15 protein-coding genes and 1 pseudogene are annotated in these 16,955 nt (G+C 42.6%); 2 read left to right on the top strand and 14 right to left on the bottom strand.

What is annotated here, in order from left to right; genetic code table 11:
* Positions 1-61 precede the first annotated feature (61 nt).
* The 3 genes and pseudogenes from AC0L6H_RS07790 to AC0L6H_RS07780 form a co-directional block, all read right to left on the bottom strand.
* Positions 62-3,252 (bottom strand): annotated as a pseudogene (locus AC0L6H_RS07790) (ligand-binding sensor domain-containing protein).
* Positions 3,253-3,435: 183 nt separating this feature from the next.
* On the bottom strand, positions 3,436-5,274 hold the full coding sequence (locus tag AC0L6H_RS07785) for a S8 family peptidase (protein ID WP_473393595.1): 1,839 nt from the start codon (positions 5,272-5,274) through the stop codon (positions 3,436-3,438).
* 344 nt (positions 5,275-5,618) lie between these two features.
* Positions 5,619-7,457 (bottom strand): S8 family peptidase, encoded by a 1,839-nt coding sequence (locus AC0L6H_RS07780; RefSeq protein ID WP_473393594.1) that lies wholly within the window; start codon positions 7,455-7,457, stop codon positions 5,619-5,621.
* Between the two features lie 335 nt (positions 7,458-7,792).
* On the opposite strand from AC0L6H_RS07780, the gene AC0L6H_RS07775 reads away from it, so the two are divergent.
* Entirely contained in the window at positions 7,793-8,647 is an 855-nt protein-coding gene (locus AC0L6H_RS07775) for a hypothetical protein (protein ID WP_473393593.1), read from the top strand.
* A gap of 55 nt (positions 8,648-8,702) precedes the next feature.
* Here the strand turns inward: AC0L6H_RS07775 and rpsQ are convergent, their stop codons facing one another.
* The 11 genes from rpsQ to rpsJ are packed head-to-tail and all read right to left on the bottom strand — an operon-like array spanning position 8,703 to position 13,650.
* Positions 8,703-8,954 (bottom strand): 30S ribosomal protein S17, encoded by a 252-nt coding sequence (rpsQ, locus tag AC0L6H_RS07770; protein WP_473393592.1) that lies wholly within the window; start codon positions 8,952-8,954, stop codon positions 8,703-8,705.
* A 1-nt stretch (position 8,955) separates the two neighbouring features.
* On the bottom strand, positions 8,956-9,147 hold the full coding sequence (gene rpmC, locus AC0L6H_RS07765; RefSeq protein ID WP_473393590.1) for a 50S ribosomal protein L29: 192 nt from the start codon (positions 9,145-9,147) through the stop codon (positions 8,956-8,958).
* Positions 9,147-9,560: a 50S ribosomal protein L16 gene (gene rplP, locus AC0L6H_RS07760; RefSeq protein ID WP_473393589.1), complete on the bottom strand. Its 414-nt coding sequence runs from the start codon at positions 9,558-9,560 to the stop codon at positions 9,147-9,149. Before rplP ends, rpmC begins: the two co-directional genes overlap by 1 nt.
* A gap of 2 nt (positions 9,561-9,562) precedes the next feature.
* Positions 9,563-10,267 carry a 30S ribosomal protein S3 gene (gene rpsC / locus AC0L6H_RS07755; RefSeq protein WP_473393588.1) on the bottom strand — a complete coding sequence of 235 codons (705 nt, stop codon included), beginning with the start codon at positions 10,265-10,267 and terminating at the stop codon, positions 9,563-9,565.
* Positions 10,268-10,276: 9 nt separating this feature from the next.
* Positions 10,277-10,609, bottom strand: coding sequence for a 50S ribosomal protein L22 (rplV, locus tag AC0L6H_RS07750; protein WP_473393586.1), 333 nt, complete (start codon positions 10,607-10,609; stop codon positions 10,277-10,279).
* 12 nt (positions 10,610-10,621) lie between these two features.
* Entirely contained in the window at positions 10,622-10,897 is a 276-nt protein-coding gene (rpsS, locus tag AC0L6H_RS07745; protein WP_473393585.1) for a 30S ribosomal protein S19, read from the bottom strand.
* Positions 10,898-10,912: 15 nt separating this feature from the next.
* A complete protein-coding gene (gene rplB, locus AC0L6H_RS07740; RefSeq protein WP_473393584.1) occupies positions 10,913-11,737 on the bottom strand; it encodes a 50S ribosomal protein L2 in 825 nt (274 codons plus the stop codon).
* A gap of 11 nt (positions 11,738-11,748) precedes the next feature.
* Positions 11,749-12,048: a 50S ribosomal protein L23 gene (gene rplW / locus AC0L6H_RS07735; protein ID WP_473393582.1), complete on the bottom strand. Its 300-nt coding sequence runs from the start codon at positions 12,046-12,048 to the stop codon at positions 11,749-11,751.
* Positions 12,045-12,650: a 50S ribosomal protein L4 gene (gene rplD, locus AC0L6H_RS07730; protein ID WP_473393581.1), complete on the bottom strand. Its 606-nt coding sequence runs from the start codon at positions 12,648-12,650 to the stop codon at positions 12,045-12,047. The genes rplW and rplD overlap by 4 nt, the downstream gene beginning before the upstream one ends.
* A 14-nt stretch (positions 12,651-12,664) precedes the next feature.
* On the bottom strand, positions 12,665-13,303 hold the full coding sequence (gene rplC / locus AC0L6H_RS07725) for a 50S ribosomal protein L3 (RefSeq protein ID WP_473393580.1): 639 nt from the start codon (positions 13,301-13,303) through the stop codon (positions 12,665-12,667).
* A gap of 35 nt (positions 13,304-13,338) precedes the next feature.
* The gene (gene rpsJ / locus AC0L6H_RS07720) at positions 13,339-13,650 is read right to left on the bottom strand and encodes a 30S ribosomal protein S10 (RefSeq protein WP_006012796.1); all 312 of its coding nucleotides are present in this window, start codon (positions 13,648-13,650) and stop codon (positions 13,339-13,341) included.
* A 563-nt stretch (positions 13,651-14,213) separates the two neighbouring features.
* Here rpsJ and AC0L6H_RS07715 point away from each other — a divergent pair.
* Positions 14,214-16,844, top strand: coding sequence for a diguanylate cyclase domain-containing protein (locus AC0L6H_RS07715; protein WP_473393578.1), 2,631 nt, complete (start codon positions 14,214-14,216; stop codon positions 16,842-16,844).
* Positions 16,845-16,955 lie beyond the last annotated feature (111 nt).

Genomic DNA, 16,955 nt, shown 5'->3' with positions numbered 1-16,955 from the left:
AACTATCTAAAGCATGACAATTAAGAAATTGAAGACGAATAGCTGCGTATCGCCTGACTACTTACTTTTTACTTCGCTGAACAACAAGCACGTTATTCGCTTCAATCGCATTATCTACGTTTGGTACAAGTGAGTTGAGCGTGCTGAAAGGCAGTTCAATATCCGACTGAACAATACCCGTCCAAGTATTACGACCCGCCGCTTTTGATTTATACAACGCATGATCAGCCAACAGGTGAACTTGATCCCAGGTAATCGAATGCGGCGCGTAATGACTAAATGGATAAAGCGCAAAACCGAGTGAACTGGATAGGTGGAATTTATTCGACAAGCCTACGTCAAAAGCATGACTTGCAATCGCTTGGCGTATTTTTTCTGCTATCGTTTTCGCATGTTCAAGGTCATCAACTTCAGCAACGACCATGTACTCATCTCCCCCCAACGAATCACAATGTCGTCCTTAGCGCTTTCATTTTCAAGGATATTGGCAACTTGCACTATCACCTTGTCGCCGGATTCGTGTCCGTAGTTATCATTCACAGGCTTAAATCCGTCCAAATCAAACATCAACGCCATTAAACGTGGGCCAGAATAATAATTCATGCTGTCGTCTAAAATCGCTTGTGCAAATCTATGTCGAATGTTTTCTAAACGCGCTTCAATAACATCTTTTAAATAGCGACGATTATGCAAACCAGTTAATTGGTCGGTAATACTTGCCTGTAACAATTGTTCGTTAGCAGCTTGCAATTCAGAGGTTCGAATACTGACCTCATGCTGCAGGTTTGTTCTATAATTTTCACGCAGGCGCGCTTTGCGTTTTGCCACTAATACGCTATAAAACACCAGACTGAAAAGCAACACGCCATATATGGCATAGGCCCACCACGAACGCCAAGGCGGTGGATTTACGATTAGTTTTATATGCTTACCGCGTTCGTCCCAGATACCGTCGCTGTTGGCTGCTTTGACCATAAAGTTATAAGTGCCTGAAGGTAAGTTTGTGTATGTAGCTCTGCGCGAGTCTCGTACGTCAATCCAGTCTTTATCAAAACCTTCAAGTTTATAAGCATATTCATTGTCAACAGGAGAGGCATAATCTAAGGCGGCAAATTCAAAGCCAATTAAGTAATCTTGATAGAAGATTTCAATGTCGCCATCTGCGTTGATCACTTGCTCAATGTTGTCAAACTTGTTGAGGCGTTGGAATGCGGTAAAGTCTATTTTCGGAGGAACAGGATTAGGCTTGATCGCTTCAGGATTAAAGCGCGTTACGCCATTGTTGCCAGCAAAATATAAGAAACCTTCGTGGTCTTTATAATGTGGGCCTGAATTAAACTCATCGCTTTGAATACCTTGAGTTGCTTTGTAAACGGTAACATTTTTGGTCTTTCGATCTATTTTGACCAAGCCTTTATTTGTACTACACCAAATATTGCCCTGTCCGTCCTCAAGCATGCCGTAAACAACATTGCTAGGCATGCCATTTTCGGTATCGAACTTTTCAAAGGCGATATGCCCACGTTCTTTTTGTTCTGCCGCAAGGAAGTTAAGCCCTCCGCCATGGGTGCCAATCCAGATATTGTTGTCACTGTCTTCTAAAAATGAAACCACGCTATTGCTGCCCAGAGTGTCAGGGTCATTGTCGTTTCTTTTTACACGAAAGGCCGTACCGGTAGAAGGGACAAATATATTCAGCCCCGACGCCCAAGTACCAACCCACAGATTGCCGTCGCGAGTCTCATATAACGCAATTACTTTATCACTGCTGAGTGTACTAATGTCGGTCGGGTCGTGCAAAAACGTAGTGAAGTCGTCAGTTTCGCGGTTATAGCGACTAATTCCACCACCAAAAGTAGCTAACCAAACAACGCCTCTAGTTGTATGCAAAATTGACGTAACGCCAAGAGTTTGTAGGGCTTTGTCGTCATCCTTGTTGGCATCATAATATTGATAAGTGTCTTCTAGCATATTGTATTTAGTTGCGCCGTTATTTCGGTAGCCAAACCAAATCTCTTCATCACTAACATAAGCAAAAGACATAACTCTTGGCTCTTTTAAGCCTGGCGTCGTTGCCGTTTCAACGGGGAGTCTACGTAATACTTCTCCGGTTTTTGGATCAAGCAAATCAACGCCACCGCGGCTACCAACAAAAATCGTTCCTTTTTTGTCACTTCCAATCATAGCAACCTTGTTTGAAGACAAGGACTTAGCATCAGATTCGTTCGCATAGAAATGGTCAAATTGCGTGGTGCGCGTGTTCCACTTGTTAAGGCCATTAAATGCGCCTACCCAAAAAACACCAGAGAAGTCGGCATATAAACTCCAGATCTCATCATCCACTAATTTAGACGAGCCATTTGGGCGGTTTTTTAGGAAAATAAAGTTGTCATCTTGAGGCTTTTTGTAATAAATGCCCCTATTTGTTCCTACCCAAAGCGTGCCTTGCTGGTCAGCCGATATCGCCATGAGTTCTTTACCATCAAACTGACTAACGTGACTGATTGCTTGCGCGATGTTCTCAGCTTTAGGTTTCTTCAAGTCTAAATGAAACAGACCATTACCGTTGGTACCAATCCAAAGTACTTGCGCGTCATCTAAGAACAAAGAACGTATCCCAACTTTTGCATCTGGCTTGTTTATATCAAATTTGCCAGAAACCACGGTCAGCTCTTCGGTTACCGGATCAAACCTCAATAAGCCTTGTTTTGAACTTCCTAGCCAAAGAGCGCCTGTAATGTCTTCAGATATGGCGACGATATCAATCATTGTGTTTTCAGCACTGCCAAAAAGGTTATGGTGTTTGAAGCGTTGTTCACTCGCAATATATTGATTAATACCCTTTCGTGTTGCCACCCAAATAGTGCCTTTGCGATCTTTATGCACAACGCGCACAACGCTGTCATTTATAGAATTGTAGTCTGAGCCCGCGGTAAAGTGAGAAAAGGTATTGGTCTTAACATCCAATACGTTAACGCCGTCTTGAGTGCCTACCCATATATTGCCCAGATCATCTTCTGTAATCGAATATATCCAGCCCGATGAGATAGCCGTTGGGTCGTTGTATTTGGGTTGATAAATCGTAAAGTTGACACCGTCATATTTATTTAGCCCTTCTTGAGTGCCAAACCACATATATCCACGAGAATCTTGATAAATAGAAATAACAGTTTGCTGTGACAAACCAGCATGGGTACTAATTCGCTCAAATCTAATGTTGTCGGCTGAAGAAAACGCACTAAAGGCGCTCATCATTAGCAGTAATGATATGATAATTTTGCGATGTAGAGCTGCCACTATATTCATATTTTCCGAAACTTTATGTTGTGAACCCACTGTTCTATTAAAAGGGTATCGGCAAGGGACTTTATTTCCTTAAACAAAAAGGCTTCCCCATTGGAAGCCTTTTAAGGTAAGTAGAATGATACTTAATGCTTAGTTCCAACCATCCTCTACTACCGGTACTTCAACGTTGGGATCGATAGGGTCAATTTGCAAGTCGGCACTTTGCAAGTTCATATCTAGACCGCTCCAATGCATTCCTTGGACTTCCATATCTTCACCGCCCCAATGCATGCCTTTCACACTCATATCTTGGCCACTCCAATGCATGCCGTTAAGACTCAAATCTTTACCACCCCAATGCATACCTTTAAGGTTGATATCAGCGTCACTCCAATGCATGCCGTTCACACTCATATCGGTGCCGCCCCAATGCATACCATTTACGCGAAGGTCAGAATTGCCCCAGTGCATGCCACTAACGTTCATGTCAGCGTTGCCCCAATGCATGCCTTGACTTAAAATCGTACCGTCAACAAGTTCTAGATAGTAATTACCATCGCTATCTATTTTAGCCGGTCCAATAAAGTGGCTAATACCGAGTAAATCTTCTTTGATATTTAAACTTGTATTTGCACAGTTTGTGGCTGAACTCATCACTGCGTCATAAGCATTGACCAAGCCTGCACCTTGTTCAAACGGACTATAAGTTGACATTTCACCATCATTGGCACGCACCGCTGTAGTCATGATTCTACATTTTACTTCATCTGGCGTGGCATAGGGGTCATTCGAAAGAATCAGAGCTGCAACACCAGAGACAATTGCCGCTGCTTGTGAAGTGCCTGACACTTCAGAATAGTGATCTCCAAAAAGATTTGATTTAAGTAAATTTAGTAGATAGCGTTCGTCTAGCTTAGAAGCAACATCAGCACCGTAGGCAAGCACTTCGGGTTTAACAAAGCCTTCATATGTGGGTCCTTTAGCTGAGAATGTCGCTAGTCTATCGTCTGTCATGTCATAGGCTGTACCGCTATCAGTAGCTGCACCAACGGTAATAATATAAGGCGTATTGCCAGGTACTGTTATACCCATATCTTTACCGTTATTGCCCGCTGAACTTACCACAACAACCCCTGCATCCCATAAACGCATAACGGCTTGATTGATAGGATCGTTCCAGTAGTGACTTTGAACTTTGGCACCTAAAGACATATTCACTACCCGGATTTTATATTTATAGCGATTCTTAAAAATCCAATTTAATGAATCTAACACCTTTGAATAACTAGACTCGCCATTTTGATCAAAGGCTTTCACCGATAGCATGTATACATCGGGTGCGATACCGTTAAAATTACCTTCGTCGTCTTTAAGACTGCTAGAAATTAAACCAGATACATGTGAGCCATGTCCGTTTTGGTCATCGTTATAATAGTATGTTTCGCGCCCTCTGAATGCGTCATATTTAACGGCAACACGCTGTCTGCGTGAGGAATCTCTAAATAGATAACTGCCGATACTTCCCCACAAGTTAGTGCCGCTGTCAACAACTGCAACGGTCACACCCTTGCCCGTAATATTCATATCATGGACGCGGTCTGCACCAGTTTGCTCTGCTATATGGTTGTTAATTGAGAATGTTTTGGTCAGTCGAAGTGCGCTAGTAATTCCGCTTGTAATCACTGTGCGATCATCTTGAATACGCACGCTGCCCACTTCGCGTATTTTATCGGCTTGGCTGGGTGTTAATAGTGCACTTACCGCATTGATAATAGGAAATTCACGACTTACATTGCCTCCTACGCCATCAACCAACTGATTCAATTGTTCTGGCGTAGCGCCTTGTAATATATACGACTTCACAGTTGAGCCAGGTATTTCTTTACCTTGGCTTAACAAGTTCGCTGAATCACCTGAATAATTGTTAACAGCAATTGCGGCAATTGCCGAGACTATTACAATAAAAACTGAACTACTTATCATTCTCATTTTATTACCTTTAAATACTAACCATAACTTCCTAACTGTCTCATAGCATTTAATATGCCAACTATAATAACAATTATAAGCCATTGAAATAACACACTTATTATCATTTTTAGGCAAAAGAAACTTAAATTTTGGACTTAAAAAATGAACTTCAAAAAACGAATGACTTAATTATTGAATATAATAATGAAGGGTTGTGTTCAATTTTTTAGCCACTTTTTATCTTGAAGTTGTACTAAAACGTGACCACAAGCCTCTTGTATTTCCATTAGATATTGCAAGACAAAAAAAAGACTTTCAATAACGAAAGCCTTTTTTGAGTTTGTGTTTACTTTGCCTTTTGTTTATTGCCAACCGTCTTCGACAATAGGAACTTCTACATTAAGATCTATTGGCTCAACGTCTAAATCCGCACTTTGAAGATTCATTTCTTCACCACCCCAATGCATTCCTTGAACGCTCATTTCCTCACCACCCCAGTGCATTCCTTTAAGGCTCATGTCTTCACCACCCCAATGCATACCATTGAGACTTACATCGCGACCACCCCAATGCATTCCTTTAATGTGCATATCTTTACCACCCCAATGCATACCATCAAGTGCTAAATCCGCTCCGCCCCAATGCATACCATTAACACGAATGTCTGCGCTGCCCCAATGCATGGCGTTAAGGTTCAAATCCGCGCCGCCCCAATGCATACCCTGGCTTAAAATAGTGCCATCAAGCAGTTCTAAGTAATAGTTACCTTGGTCATCTATTTTAGCGGGACCAACAAAGTGATTTGTACCGAGTAAATCTTGTTTAATATCAAGGCTAGTGTTGGCGCAGTTGCTTGTCGTACTAAGCGCAGCGTCGTAAGCGTTTACTAAACCAGCACCTTGTTCAAAAGGACTGTAAGTCGATATTTCACTATCGCTCGCTCGCACGGCTGCTGACATGATTCTACATTTCACTTCGTCTGGCGTGGCATAAGGGTCATTCGATATAACTAGTGCCGCTATCCCAGATACAATCGCTGCCGCTTGTGAGGTACCTGACACTTTTGCATAGTCAGCGCCCATCAGGCTAGCTTTAAGTTTTCGGAGCAAATATGCACCATCTAATTTAGATCGGATGTTAGCACCATAAGCTACTACATCTGGTTTCACGAAACCTTCATACGTTGGCCCTTTAGCAGAAAACGAAGCCAGTCTGTCATCGGTCATATCGTATGGTGTATCATTGTCTGTAATCGCACCAACGGTGATAATATAAGGAGTATTCCCTGGTACGGTAATGCCCATGTCTTTGCCACTATTCCCTGCAGAACTCACGACAACAACACCCGCATCCCACAAACGCATAACAGCTTGATTAATTGGGTCATTCCAATAATATCCTTGTGCTTGTGCGCCTAATGACATATTGACTACACGAATTTTATATTTGTAACGATTTTCGAATATCCAGTTTAATGAATCTAAAACTTTTGAATAGCTGGACTCACCGTTAGCATCAAAGGCTTTTACAGAAAGCAAATAGGCGTCGGGTGCTATACCATTATACTTACCGCTTTGGGCATCTATCAAACTGCTACCAATAATACCTTGAATATGCGTGCCATGACCGTTTTGGTCATCGTTGAAAAAATATGTCTCTCTTCCTCTAAACGCATCATATTTCACGGTCACTCTTTGTCTATCCGCCCTATTTCTGAACAAATAACGACCTAAAGTTCCCCATGTGTTATTACCGCTATCAATAACAGCGACGGTGACACCTTCACCAGTTATATTCATATCATGGAGTTTATCAGCACCTGTTTGTTCAGCGATATAATTGTTTATCGAAAAAGATTGGTCGCTAAAATATGAAACAAGGCTACTGGTAATCACAGTACGGTCGTCTTGAATTCGAACACCATTTACTTCACGAATCTTATCCGCTTGGCTGGGAGTTAACAAAGCGCTAACCGCATTAATTATTGGAAATTCGCGGCTTACATTACCGCCTACGCCGTTAACAAGCTGGTTTAATTTCTCTGCAGTGGCACCTTGTAAAATGTACGATTTTACCGATTTTGTTGCAGACTTAGTATCAGCCTGGGCTAGGCTGTTGCCGCCACCTGAATAATTATTAATAGCGATAGCAGCAATTGCCGACACTATTATTACAAATACTGAACTACCTACTAATCTCATTTTACTACCTCAAATATGCAAAATATCTTTTCAAGAACGTTAAAGCACTTACCGTGCCAAGTTTTTATTCTCCGTAGGCCATTGTATTTATGGATTATTTTATTACCTTGCATTCATATTTTAAGAGTCACTAAATTTTTGAATAAAGTTAAGAGATGCTTTGTTCATATTTTTAGTCAATTAAAAATATGAACGATATTGTGAACAAAGGTACCAACTAAGTACATTAGCACTTGCTGAAACGGGGTCGTAGGCATAAGCCGTTCGTACAGGAAGTATTCAGGGATTTAACAAATCAGCCGATACCCTAAGCGTTGGTTTATTAAGGGTAACTTGTGCAAAAAAGACTGCTAATTCTATTTACTATTTTGGGGCTTACCGCAGCATATTCTCTGCTCAGCCTAATGCAAACAGAGGAAGTTGACGACTATGGTGATTTCAACACAATCGCCATACAGAAGCCCAGCCCGTCTCCTACTTCTAAACAGCTAAGCAGTCAGCCGGCGCCAGCACCACAACGTGCTTTAGAAACGCCCAAGCAACAAGTAAACACCGTCACAACGAAACCAAACGCTGTCAGTGCACCTGACGATATAAATTCATTAATTGCTTTAGTAGGTATTAGCGAAGTGGTCGATGAACCTGAGTATCAAGCTGCGGCAAGATTAGTGTTAATTAAGTATAAAGAACAACTACTAGAACGACGTGAAAATGAGTTCATTGCTAATAGCGGGATTGAAATCCTGAAAATACACGATGATAGTATCAATGTGAAATTTGAAAATAAGGAGTATATTGTCCCGCTAACACCACCGAACTTACTTGCCAGAGGACACGAAGAAGAAGAAGCCTCATATGCAGAGCTTCTAGCAATGACGCCGCAAGACATTAGTACCCGTCCACGGATTATTGAACATATATTCGAGCTAACAGCAACGCCTTATATCGCCGACGGAAAGCTAGTTTCGCCTGGCTTAAATCCAGCTTTGTTTGAACAAGCAGGTTTTAAAGGCGACGATGTATTAAAAACGATTAATGGTAAACGTGTTACGGTTGCCAGTGAGTTCGAAGAAATCAAAGAAGAATTGAAGACAGCAAGCATGCTTAAATTCACTGTAATGCGCCGCGGCCGACTAATTACGCTTTACTTAGATATCCCTTCAGAAACCTTAGAATTAAGAGCCGATTAGTTAAAAAAAGGCGCTAACCGTAAGGAAAGCGCCTTTAATATCAGACTAAAAAAGCTTACGCTTTTTCTAATACGTCAACTAACATCCAAGTCTTAGACTTTGACAAAGGACGACATTCAGTAACAGATACTAAATCGCCTTCGTTACAAACGTTAGCTTCATCGTGTGCATGTAACTTAGTAGAACGTTTGATAAACTTTCCGTATATAGGATGCTTAACAAATCTTTCTACTCTAACAGTAATGGTTTTATCCATTTTGTTACTCACCACACGACCTTGGACTGTACGAATTTTTTGTTCAGACATCTTATTCTCCAGCTTTCTGAGTCAATATGGTTTTAACACGTGCGATGCTACGACGTACTGTTTTGATTTGGGCAGTTTGTTCCAACTGACCGGTAGAGTTCTGCATACGTAAATTAAACTGCTCGCGAAGCAAGTTGTTCAATTCAGTGTTTAGTTCTTCTACACTTTTTTCTCTCAGTTCTGTCGCGTTCATTACATCACCGTCCGAGTTACAAAGGTTGTTTTAAATGGGAGTTTAGCAGCAGCTAAAGCAAAAGCCTCGCGCGCTAATTCCTCTGGCACACCTTCCATCTCGTATAAAACACGTCCTGGCTGAATTTGGCAAACCCAATATTCTACGTTACCTTTACCTTTACCTTGACGCACTTCTAGAGGCTTCTCAGTAATTGGCTTATCAGGGAACACACGGATCCAAATTTTACCTTGACGTTTTACATGACGAGTCATGGCACGACGTGCGGCTTCGATTTGACGAGCGGTCATACGACCACGGCCAACAGATTTAAGGCCATAGGTTCCGAAACTTACTTTACCACCGGCAATAGCAAGTCCGCGGTTACGACCTTTATGCATTTTACGAAATTTCGTACGCTTTGGTTGTAACATGATTAACCCTCTCGCTTAGGATTACGGCCTTTCTTCTTAGGTGCAGATGGAGCTGGTTGCTCTTGTGTCAGTGGTAAACCACCTAACACTTCACCTTTGAAGATCCAAACCTTAACACCAATGATTCCATAGGTAGTTAATGCTTCAGATGTAGCGTAATCGATGTCTGCACGGAATGTATGCAAAGGTACACGACCTTCACGATACCATTCAGCACGTGCGATTTCAGCGCCACCTAAACGACCACTAACTTGAACCTTGATACCTAAAGCACCTAAGCGCATTGCGTTTTGAACTGCGCGCTTCATAGCACGACGGAACATTACACGACGCTCTAATTGGCTAGAGATTGAATCTCCAACTAACTGTGCATCTAATTCAGGTTTACGAACTTCGGCAATGTTCACTTGTGCTGGAACACCAGCAAGCTTAGTGATGTGATTACGTAGTTTTTCTACGTCTTCACCTTTTTTACCGATAACAACACCAGGGCGAGCAGTGTGTACAGTGACACGTATACTTTTTGCTGGTCGTTCGATCACGATTTTAGAAAGTGATGCATTCTTCAGTTCTTTAGTTAAGTACTGACGAACTTGGTGATCACCGTATAAATTGTCGGCATACTCTGCTGTATTAGCGTACCAGGTTGATGTCCATGGTTTGCTGATACCCAGGCGTATACCGGTAGGATGAACTTTCTGTCCCATTATCTACTCCTAGTTATCCGCTACAATCACGGTTATGTGACTGCTACGCTTAAAAATACGATCAGCACGGCCTTTAGCACGTGGCTTAATACGCTTCATAGTTGGTCCTTCATCAACGAATACTTTTGCTACCGACAATTCGTCGATATCAGCGCCTTCGTTGTTTTCGGCATTGGCAATCGCTGATTCAAGAACTTTCTTGATTAGCGCTGCACTTTTCTTTGGGCTGTAAGTAAGCACTTCAAGCGCTTTCTCGACGTGTAACCCGCGGATTTGATCTGCTACCAAGCGTGCCTTTTGAGCCGACGTACGAGCATGACGATGTTTAGCTAATGCTTCCATTTCTTACTCCTCTTATCGTTTGGCTTTCTTATCTGCGACATGGCCGCGATAAGTACGCGTTGGAGCAAATTCGCCCAACTTATGACCGACCATTTCGTCACTGACAAATACAGGAACGTGCTGGCGACCGTTATGGACTGCAATGGTTAACCCAATCATATCTGGGCTAATCATGGAACGACGAGACCAAGTCTTAATTGGTTTCTTGTTACCGTTTTCCACTGCAGCTTCTACCTTCTTCAGCAAGTGTAGGTCTATAAAAGGACCCTTCTTGAGAGAACGTGGCATGGTGAATCCTCGCTTTTACTTGTTACGACGACGTACGATAAGTTTATCGGTACGCTTATTACTTCGAGTCTTCTTACCTTTAGTAGGAACACCCCAAGGGCTTACTGGATGACGACCACCAGATGTACGACCTTCACCACCACCGTGTGGGTGATCAACTGGGTTCATGGCAACACCACGAACAGTTGGGCGAACACCGCGCCAGCGAGTTGCGCCAGCTTTACCTAGTGAACGAAGCATATGCTCAGAGTTACCTACTTCACCGATAGTTGCACGGCAGTCAGATAATACTCTGCGCACTTCACCAGAACGTAAACGAAGAGTCACATAAGTGCCTTCACGTGCTAGGATTTGTGCGTATGCACCAGCAGAACGTGCAATTTGTGCACCTTTGCCTGGCTTCATTTCGATCGCATGTACTGTTGTACCAACCGGCATGTTACGCATAGGCATAGCATTACCAGGTTTAATAGGAGCATCAGCACCAGATTGGATTGCATCGCCAGACTTGGCACCTTTAGGCGCAAGCATGTAACGACGCTCGCCGTCTGCATAAAGCACTAGTGCAATATTCGCAGAACGGTTTGGATCATATTCTAAACGTTCAATTTTGGCTGGAATGCCGTCTTTATTACGTTTAAAGTCAATTACACGGTAGTGTTGCTTATGTCCACCACCAATGTGACGTACTGTAATACGACCGTTATTATTACGTCCACCGGACTTGCTGTTCTTTTCTAATAAAGGTGCGTAAGGCGCTCCTTTATGTAGATCAGGGTTGGTTACCTGAACAACATGACGACGACCAGCGGAGGTAGGTTTAGCTTTTAATAATGGCATGTCAAATCCCCTTATTCAGCGCCACCGACGAAGTCGATGTCTTGACCTTCTTTAAGCACAACATATGCTTTTTTCCAGTCGCTGCGTTTACCGAACGACTGACCGTGACGCTTAACTTTTCCTTTCACATTCACGGTACGTACGCCTTGAACTTCTACTTCGAAAAGTTTTTCAACAGCAGCTTTAATTTCAGCTTTGTTGGCGTCTTTTAGTACTTTGAATACAAAAGAATTGTTAGTCTCAGATACCATAGTCGACTTTTCTGAAACATGAGGTGCTAAAAGCACTTTAAATAAACGTTGTTCGTTCATGCTAAGGCCTCCTCAAGTTGCTTAACTGCGTCGGCTGTCATCAACACTTTTTCAAAAGCGATTAGACTAACAGGGTCGATGCCTTGAACATCACGAGCGTCTACTTTGTAAAGGTTGCGTGAAGCTAAGAACAAGTTCTCATCTAATTCACCGGTTACAATTAAAACGTCTTTCAGTTCTAGTTCGTTAAGTTTTGCTAATAGTTCTTTAGTTTTTGGTGTATCTACACCGAATTTTTCAACTACTACCAAACGGTCTTGACGTACCAATTCAGATAGAATGCTTTTCAGCGCTCCACGGTACATCTTTTTATTTACTTTTTGATCAAAGTCACGAGGTTTTGCAGCGAATGCACGACCACCACCAACCCAAATTGGGCTGCGGATAGTACCAGCACGAGCGCGGCCTGTTCCTTTTTGACGCCATGGCTTCTTACCGCCACCACGTACTTCTGATCTTGTTTTTTGTGCTTTAGTACCTTGACGAGCTCCAGCACCAAATGCAACAACCACTTGATGTACTAGCGCTTCGTTAAACTCACGACCAAAAGTGGCGTCTGATACTTCAAGAGCGCTTTTAGCGTCTTTCAATGTTAATTCCATCAGTTCACTCCCAGTTACGCTTTGCCAGCTGGCAATACGATGACATCGCCGCCAGTAGCGCCAGGTACGGCACCTTTAATTAATAAAAGGTTATTTTCAGCATCTACGCGAACAAGCTCTAAAGACTGTGTGGTGATACGCTTGTTACCAAGCTGACCGGCCATTTTCTTGCCTTTAAATACTTTACCAGGTGATTGGTTTTGACCAATCGAACCAGGTGCTCTGTGAGATAGTGAGTTACCGTGAGTCATGCGCTGTGAACTAAAGTTCCAACGTTTGATTACACCGGCAAAACCTTTACCTTTTGATGTGCCTGCGACATCGACTTTTTTAGTGTCGTTAAAAATGGCTACAGTTAATTCACTGCCCACTTCAATATCAGCACCCTCGTCATCTGCAAGACGAAATTCCCATAGTCCACGTCCAGCTTCCACGCCAGCTTTAGCAAAATGACCTGCTGCAGCTTTATTTACGCGATTCGCTTTCTTTGTACCAGCGGTAACTTGTAATGCACGATAACCGTCTGTGTCTGCAGTACGTAACTGAGTCACACGGTTAGGGGTCGCTTCGATAACAGTCACAGGGATAGAAACGCCATCTTCAGTGAAGATGCGTGTCATACCTACTTTACGACCGATAAGTCCAATCGACATTGTTATTACCCTCTTAATATCTAGCTGCGGCGCTACTAGCCCAGACTGATCTGAACATCAACGCCCGCAGCTAAGTCCAATCTCATCAAAGCATCAACTGTTTTATCAGTTGGTTCAATGATATCTACTAAACGTTTATGTGTGCGGATTTCGTATTGATCACGCGCGTCTTTATTTACGTGCGGCGACGTTAATACAGTGTAACGTTCTTTGCGTGTAGGTAATGGAATTGGACCACTAACCTGCGCGCCAGTACGCTTTGCTGTTTCAACGATTTCCGCAGTAGATTGATCAATCAATTTATGATCAAACGCTTTCAAACGAATACGAATTCTTTGATTTGGCATCGATTAAGCTCCAACCGAAAGAACAATAAAATTCACCTTTTCGTACCCTTCCTTCTCTGTAAAGAGAACCGGGAGAAAAGATGTGCGTAAACCAATAACCTCTTATTGAGGTCCTGTTTATAGGTAGTGTGTAAAAATGAACTTACCGGTAAGTACCTAAAGTAGCGACAAGCGCTGATTGACCTAGATATATACCCACTACACGTTGTTAAAGCCAAGCAAAAATCTTGCTTGTTCAGTAACAGTGGGCGCGAATTATACAGAGAAATGGACTTTTGGCAAGCTTGATTGCGAAATAATCAATTATTATTTGTTCTTTAGCTTAATTATCACTTAGCCCATGCGCGTCATTATGAAAGCTTTATATATGAGTCATAACAGCCCGAAGCCGCGCTGGTCTAGTTTATGTCGTTATTTATACCAATGTTATGAAAACTAATAATTTTGTATAAGAGCAACAAACCTTTCTTTATTTCAGTACTTTATATTGGTAACTCAACTAACTAAACCGTGAGCGCTAAAGTAGTAGAAGTAGCCACTACAATAACGATGAGAAACATACCATGAAGCCAAGGTCAACACCGCAACAAGCTGAATCTAAAGTCGTACATTTGTATCAACACGCGTACATTCCTATTTTAGCGCATTTTTTGTTTGCCGGTTTTTTGATTTACCTAACTTGGGACTCGGTTGAATCGGGTTTAGTAGTGCAGTGGCAATCTTTTTTAGTGTCAACATTGCTTATCACTGTGCTTAGCTTTTCGATGTTTACTCGCAAAAGAAGCGCTGATGAAGTCGACTACCTTAAATGGGAAAACTATTTAGCGGGCGCTGTCTTTCTTAATTGTGTGGTCTTCTCATGTGCTTATGTATTTCTATTATTTACTGGCGCTTCTGAAATTTTCCCGCTAATTAGCACCGCGATAGCAATGCACTTGTCACTCGTACTAGTACCCAATATTGCTTCTAAAAAAATTATGGCATTGGCGACCCTTGCCTTGGCTACGCCATCCATTGTTAGTCTGTTTATTGTCAGCCCTGAGATTGCGAAAACCTTATCAGTGGGTTTATTAGTGTATACAGGTCTTATGCTTGCCGTAAGCTGCAAGATAAATATTACACTAAAAGCAAGTTTTCATACGGCGGGGAAATACGTCGACTCCCTAGAGTTAATTAGCAAATATGAAGCTAGGCTAGAAAGTTCGACGATGGAAGATCCAAATACACAGGTTTTAAATAGACGTTTCTTTGACCTCATCATTGACGAAGAAATACGTCGTGCCAAAAGAACAGACAACAGTCTTAGCTTAGCGCTAATCCAAATCGATTGTTTTGATGAATATATCCAGCATTATGGTAAAGCTAAGGCAGATAAGTGCATGCGCACTGTTGCCAAGATAATGGCTAAAGCGGCTCCTAGAGGAGGCGAATACCTGACGCATTTTGATAAGGACAAATTTGCCCTAGTGGTACCTAATATTAACACTAAAGACGTATTAGCCTTTGCTTCAAAAATGTCAGAAATAGTAAAACAAGCGCAGATAGAGCACGAGGCAACTAAGGTAGAACACTGGCATAAAGTAACTGTTAGTATCGGTATCGCTGAGTTTAAACCGGGCAATATACTGAGTGTAGAAGAAATCATCAAACAGGCCAATCATGCACTTAATATGGCAATAAGTTCCGGCGGCAATAACACGCAAGTTTTTGATGTAGATTCAAGTGTAGGTGTTGAGCGACGCGCAACAAAACCTTCAATAGCAAGAAAGGCGCCATTCAAAAAGGAAGACTATTTTGAACAAGACAAAACACCTTCTGAGCCTGAAACAGCTATGGTCGAACAGGTGGAATTAGAGCAAGCTTTAGCTAAACAAGAAGCCCTAGCTCGAGCCGAAACCTTAGCAGAACAAGAAGCCTTAACCCGAGCGGAACTATTGGCCGAGCAAGAAGCCTTGGCTCGATCAGAAGCATTAGCCGAGCAAGAAGCCAAAGCGCGCGAAATAGCACTTGCTGAAAAAGAAGCCCTAGCTAGAGAGAAAGCTATAGCTGAGCAAGAGGCACTAGCTAGAGAGAAAGCTATAGCTGAGCAAGAGGCACTAGCCCGTGAAGAAGAAGAAAGAGAGCAACAAGAGGCTCTGGCGCGTAAAGAAGCAATGGAACGAGAAGAAGATTTAGCCCGCCAAGAAGAGATAGAGCAACAAGAGGCTCTGGCGCGTAAAGAAGCAATGGAACGGGAAGAAGCTTTAGCCCGCCAAGAAGAGATAGAGCAACAAGAGGCTCTGGCACGTAAAGAAGCAATGGAACGAGAAGAAGCTTTAGCCCGCCAAGAAGAGATAGAGCAACAAGAGGCTCTGGCGCGTAAAGAAGCAATGGAACGGGAAGAAGCTTTAGCCCGCCAAGAAGAGATAGAGCAACAAGAGGCTCTGGCACGTAAAGAAGCAATGGAACGAGAAGAAGCTTTAGCCCGCCAAGAAGAGATAGAGCAACAAGAGGCTCTGGCGCGTAAAGAAGCAATGGAGTTACAAGAGGCTTTAGAACTGCAAGAAGCTTTAGCCCGCCAGGAAGAAATAGAGCAACGAGAAGCGTTGGCACGTAAAGAAGCAGCAGAATTACAAGAGGCATTGGAACAGCAAGAGGCTTTAGCACGCCAAAAAGAAATAGAGCAACAAGAAACTCTGGCACGTAAACAAGCAATTGAGCGAGAAGATGCCTTGGCCCTTCAACAAGCATTGGAAGAGCAAGAAGCGCTTGCGCATAAAGAAGCAATAGAAAGGCAGGAAGCTATAGCACGCAAAGAAGCATTGAAACAGCAAGAAGCACTTGAACGCAAAGAAGCATTGGAACAGCAAGAAGCACTTGAACGCAAAGAAGCATTGGAGCAGCAAGAAGCACTTGAACGCAAAGCAGAATTGGAGCGACAAGAGACCTTAGAGCGAGAAGAAGCCTTGAAACAACAGGCACTATTAGCACGAAGAAGAGCATCGATGCAAAAGGAGCCTTTAACCCGTAAAGAAGCTCAAGCTCGTAAAGAAGCCCAAGAACGTAAAGAAGCTCAAGCACGTAAAGAAGCTCAAGCCCGAAAAATAACAATGGAGCAGGAAGAATCATTTATGCCTGAATTTGCTTTCGACCTAGACGAGCCTATGACGACACGTGCCGGAAAACCCTTAACAGACATTGAGGGGTTTAGGTAAATAGCAGTAGCAGACGACGATAAATGGAACATGTCTATACAGAAACCAGAGGTAAAAAAAGTCTTTGCTGTCAATGGTATAAAAATTGCTTAATGTGAGAGTTACTCACCG

This window comes from Glaciecola sp. G7-5 (genome assembly GCF_055808975.1).
This window is presented reverse-complemented; position numbering and strand designations above follow the sequence as displayed.

Coding starts and splice junctions, on each gene's coding strand:
- AC0L6H_RS07785 (WP_473393595.1), bottom strand. CDS start 5,274: ATGAGAATGATAAGTAGTTCAGTTTTTATTGTAATAGTCTCGGCAATT.
- AC0L6H_RS07780 (WP_473393594.1), bottom strand. CDS start 7,457: ATGAGATTAGTAGGTAGTTCAGTATTTGTAATAATAGTGTCGGCAATT.
- rpsQ (WP_473393592.1), bottom strand. CDS start 8,954: ATGTCTGAACAAAAAATTCGTACAGTCCAAGGTCGTGTGGTGAGTAAC.
- rpmC (WP_473393590.1), bottom strand. CDS start 9,147: ATGAACGCGACAGAACTGAGAGAAAAAAGTGTAGAAGAACTAAACACT.
- rplP (WP_473393589.1), bottom strand. CDS start 9,560: ATGTTACAACCAAAGCGTACGAAATTTCGTAAAATGCATAAAGGTCGT.
- rpsC (WP_473393588.1), bottom strand. CDS start 10,267: ATGGGACAGAAAGTTCATCCTACCGGTATACGCCTGGGTATCAGCAAA.
- rplV (WP_473393586.1), bottom strand. CDS start 10,609: ATGGAAGCATTAGCTAAACATCGTCATGCTCGTACGTCGGCTCAAAAG.
- rpsS (WP_473393585.1), bottom strand. CDS start 10,897: ATGCCACGTTCTCTCAAGAAGGGTCCTTTTATAGACCTACACTTGCTG.
- rplB (WP_473393584.1), bottom strand. CDS start 11,737: ATGCCATTATTAAAAGCTAAACCTACCTCCGCTGGTCGTCGTCATGTT.
- rplW (WP_473393582.1), bottom strand. CDS start 12,048: ATGAACGAACAACGTTTATTTAAAGTGCTTTTAGCACCTCATGTTTCA.
- rplD (WP_473393581.1), bottom strand. CDS start 12,650: ATGGAATTAACATTGAAAGACGCTAAAAGCGCTCTTGAAGTATCAGAC.
- rplC (WP_473393580.1), bottom strand. CDS start 13,303: ATGTCGATTGGACTTATCGGTCGTAAAGTAGGTATGACACGCATCTTC.
- rpsJ (WP_006012796.1), bottom strand. CDS start 13,650: ATGCCAAATCAAAGAATTCGTATTCGTTTGAAAGCGTTTGATCATAAA.
- AC0L6H_RS07715 (WP_473393578.1), top strand. CDS start 14,214: ATGAAGCCAAGGTCAACACCGCAACAAGCTGAATCTAAAGTCGTACAT.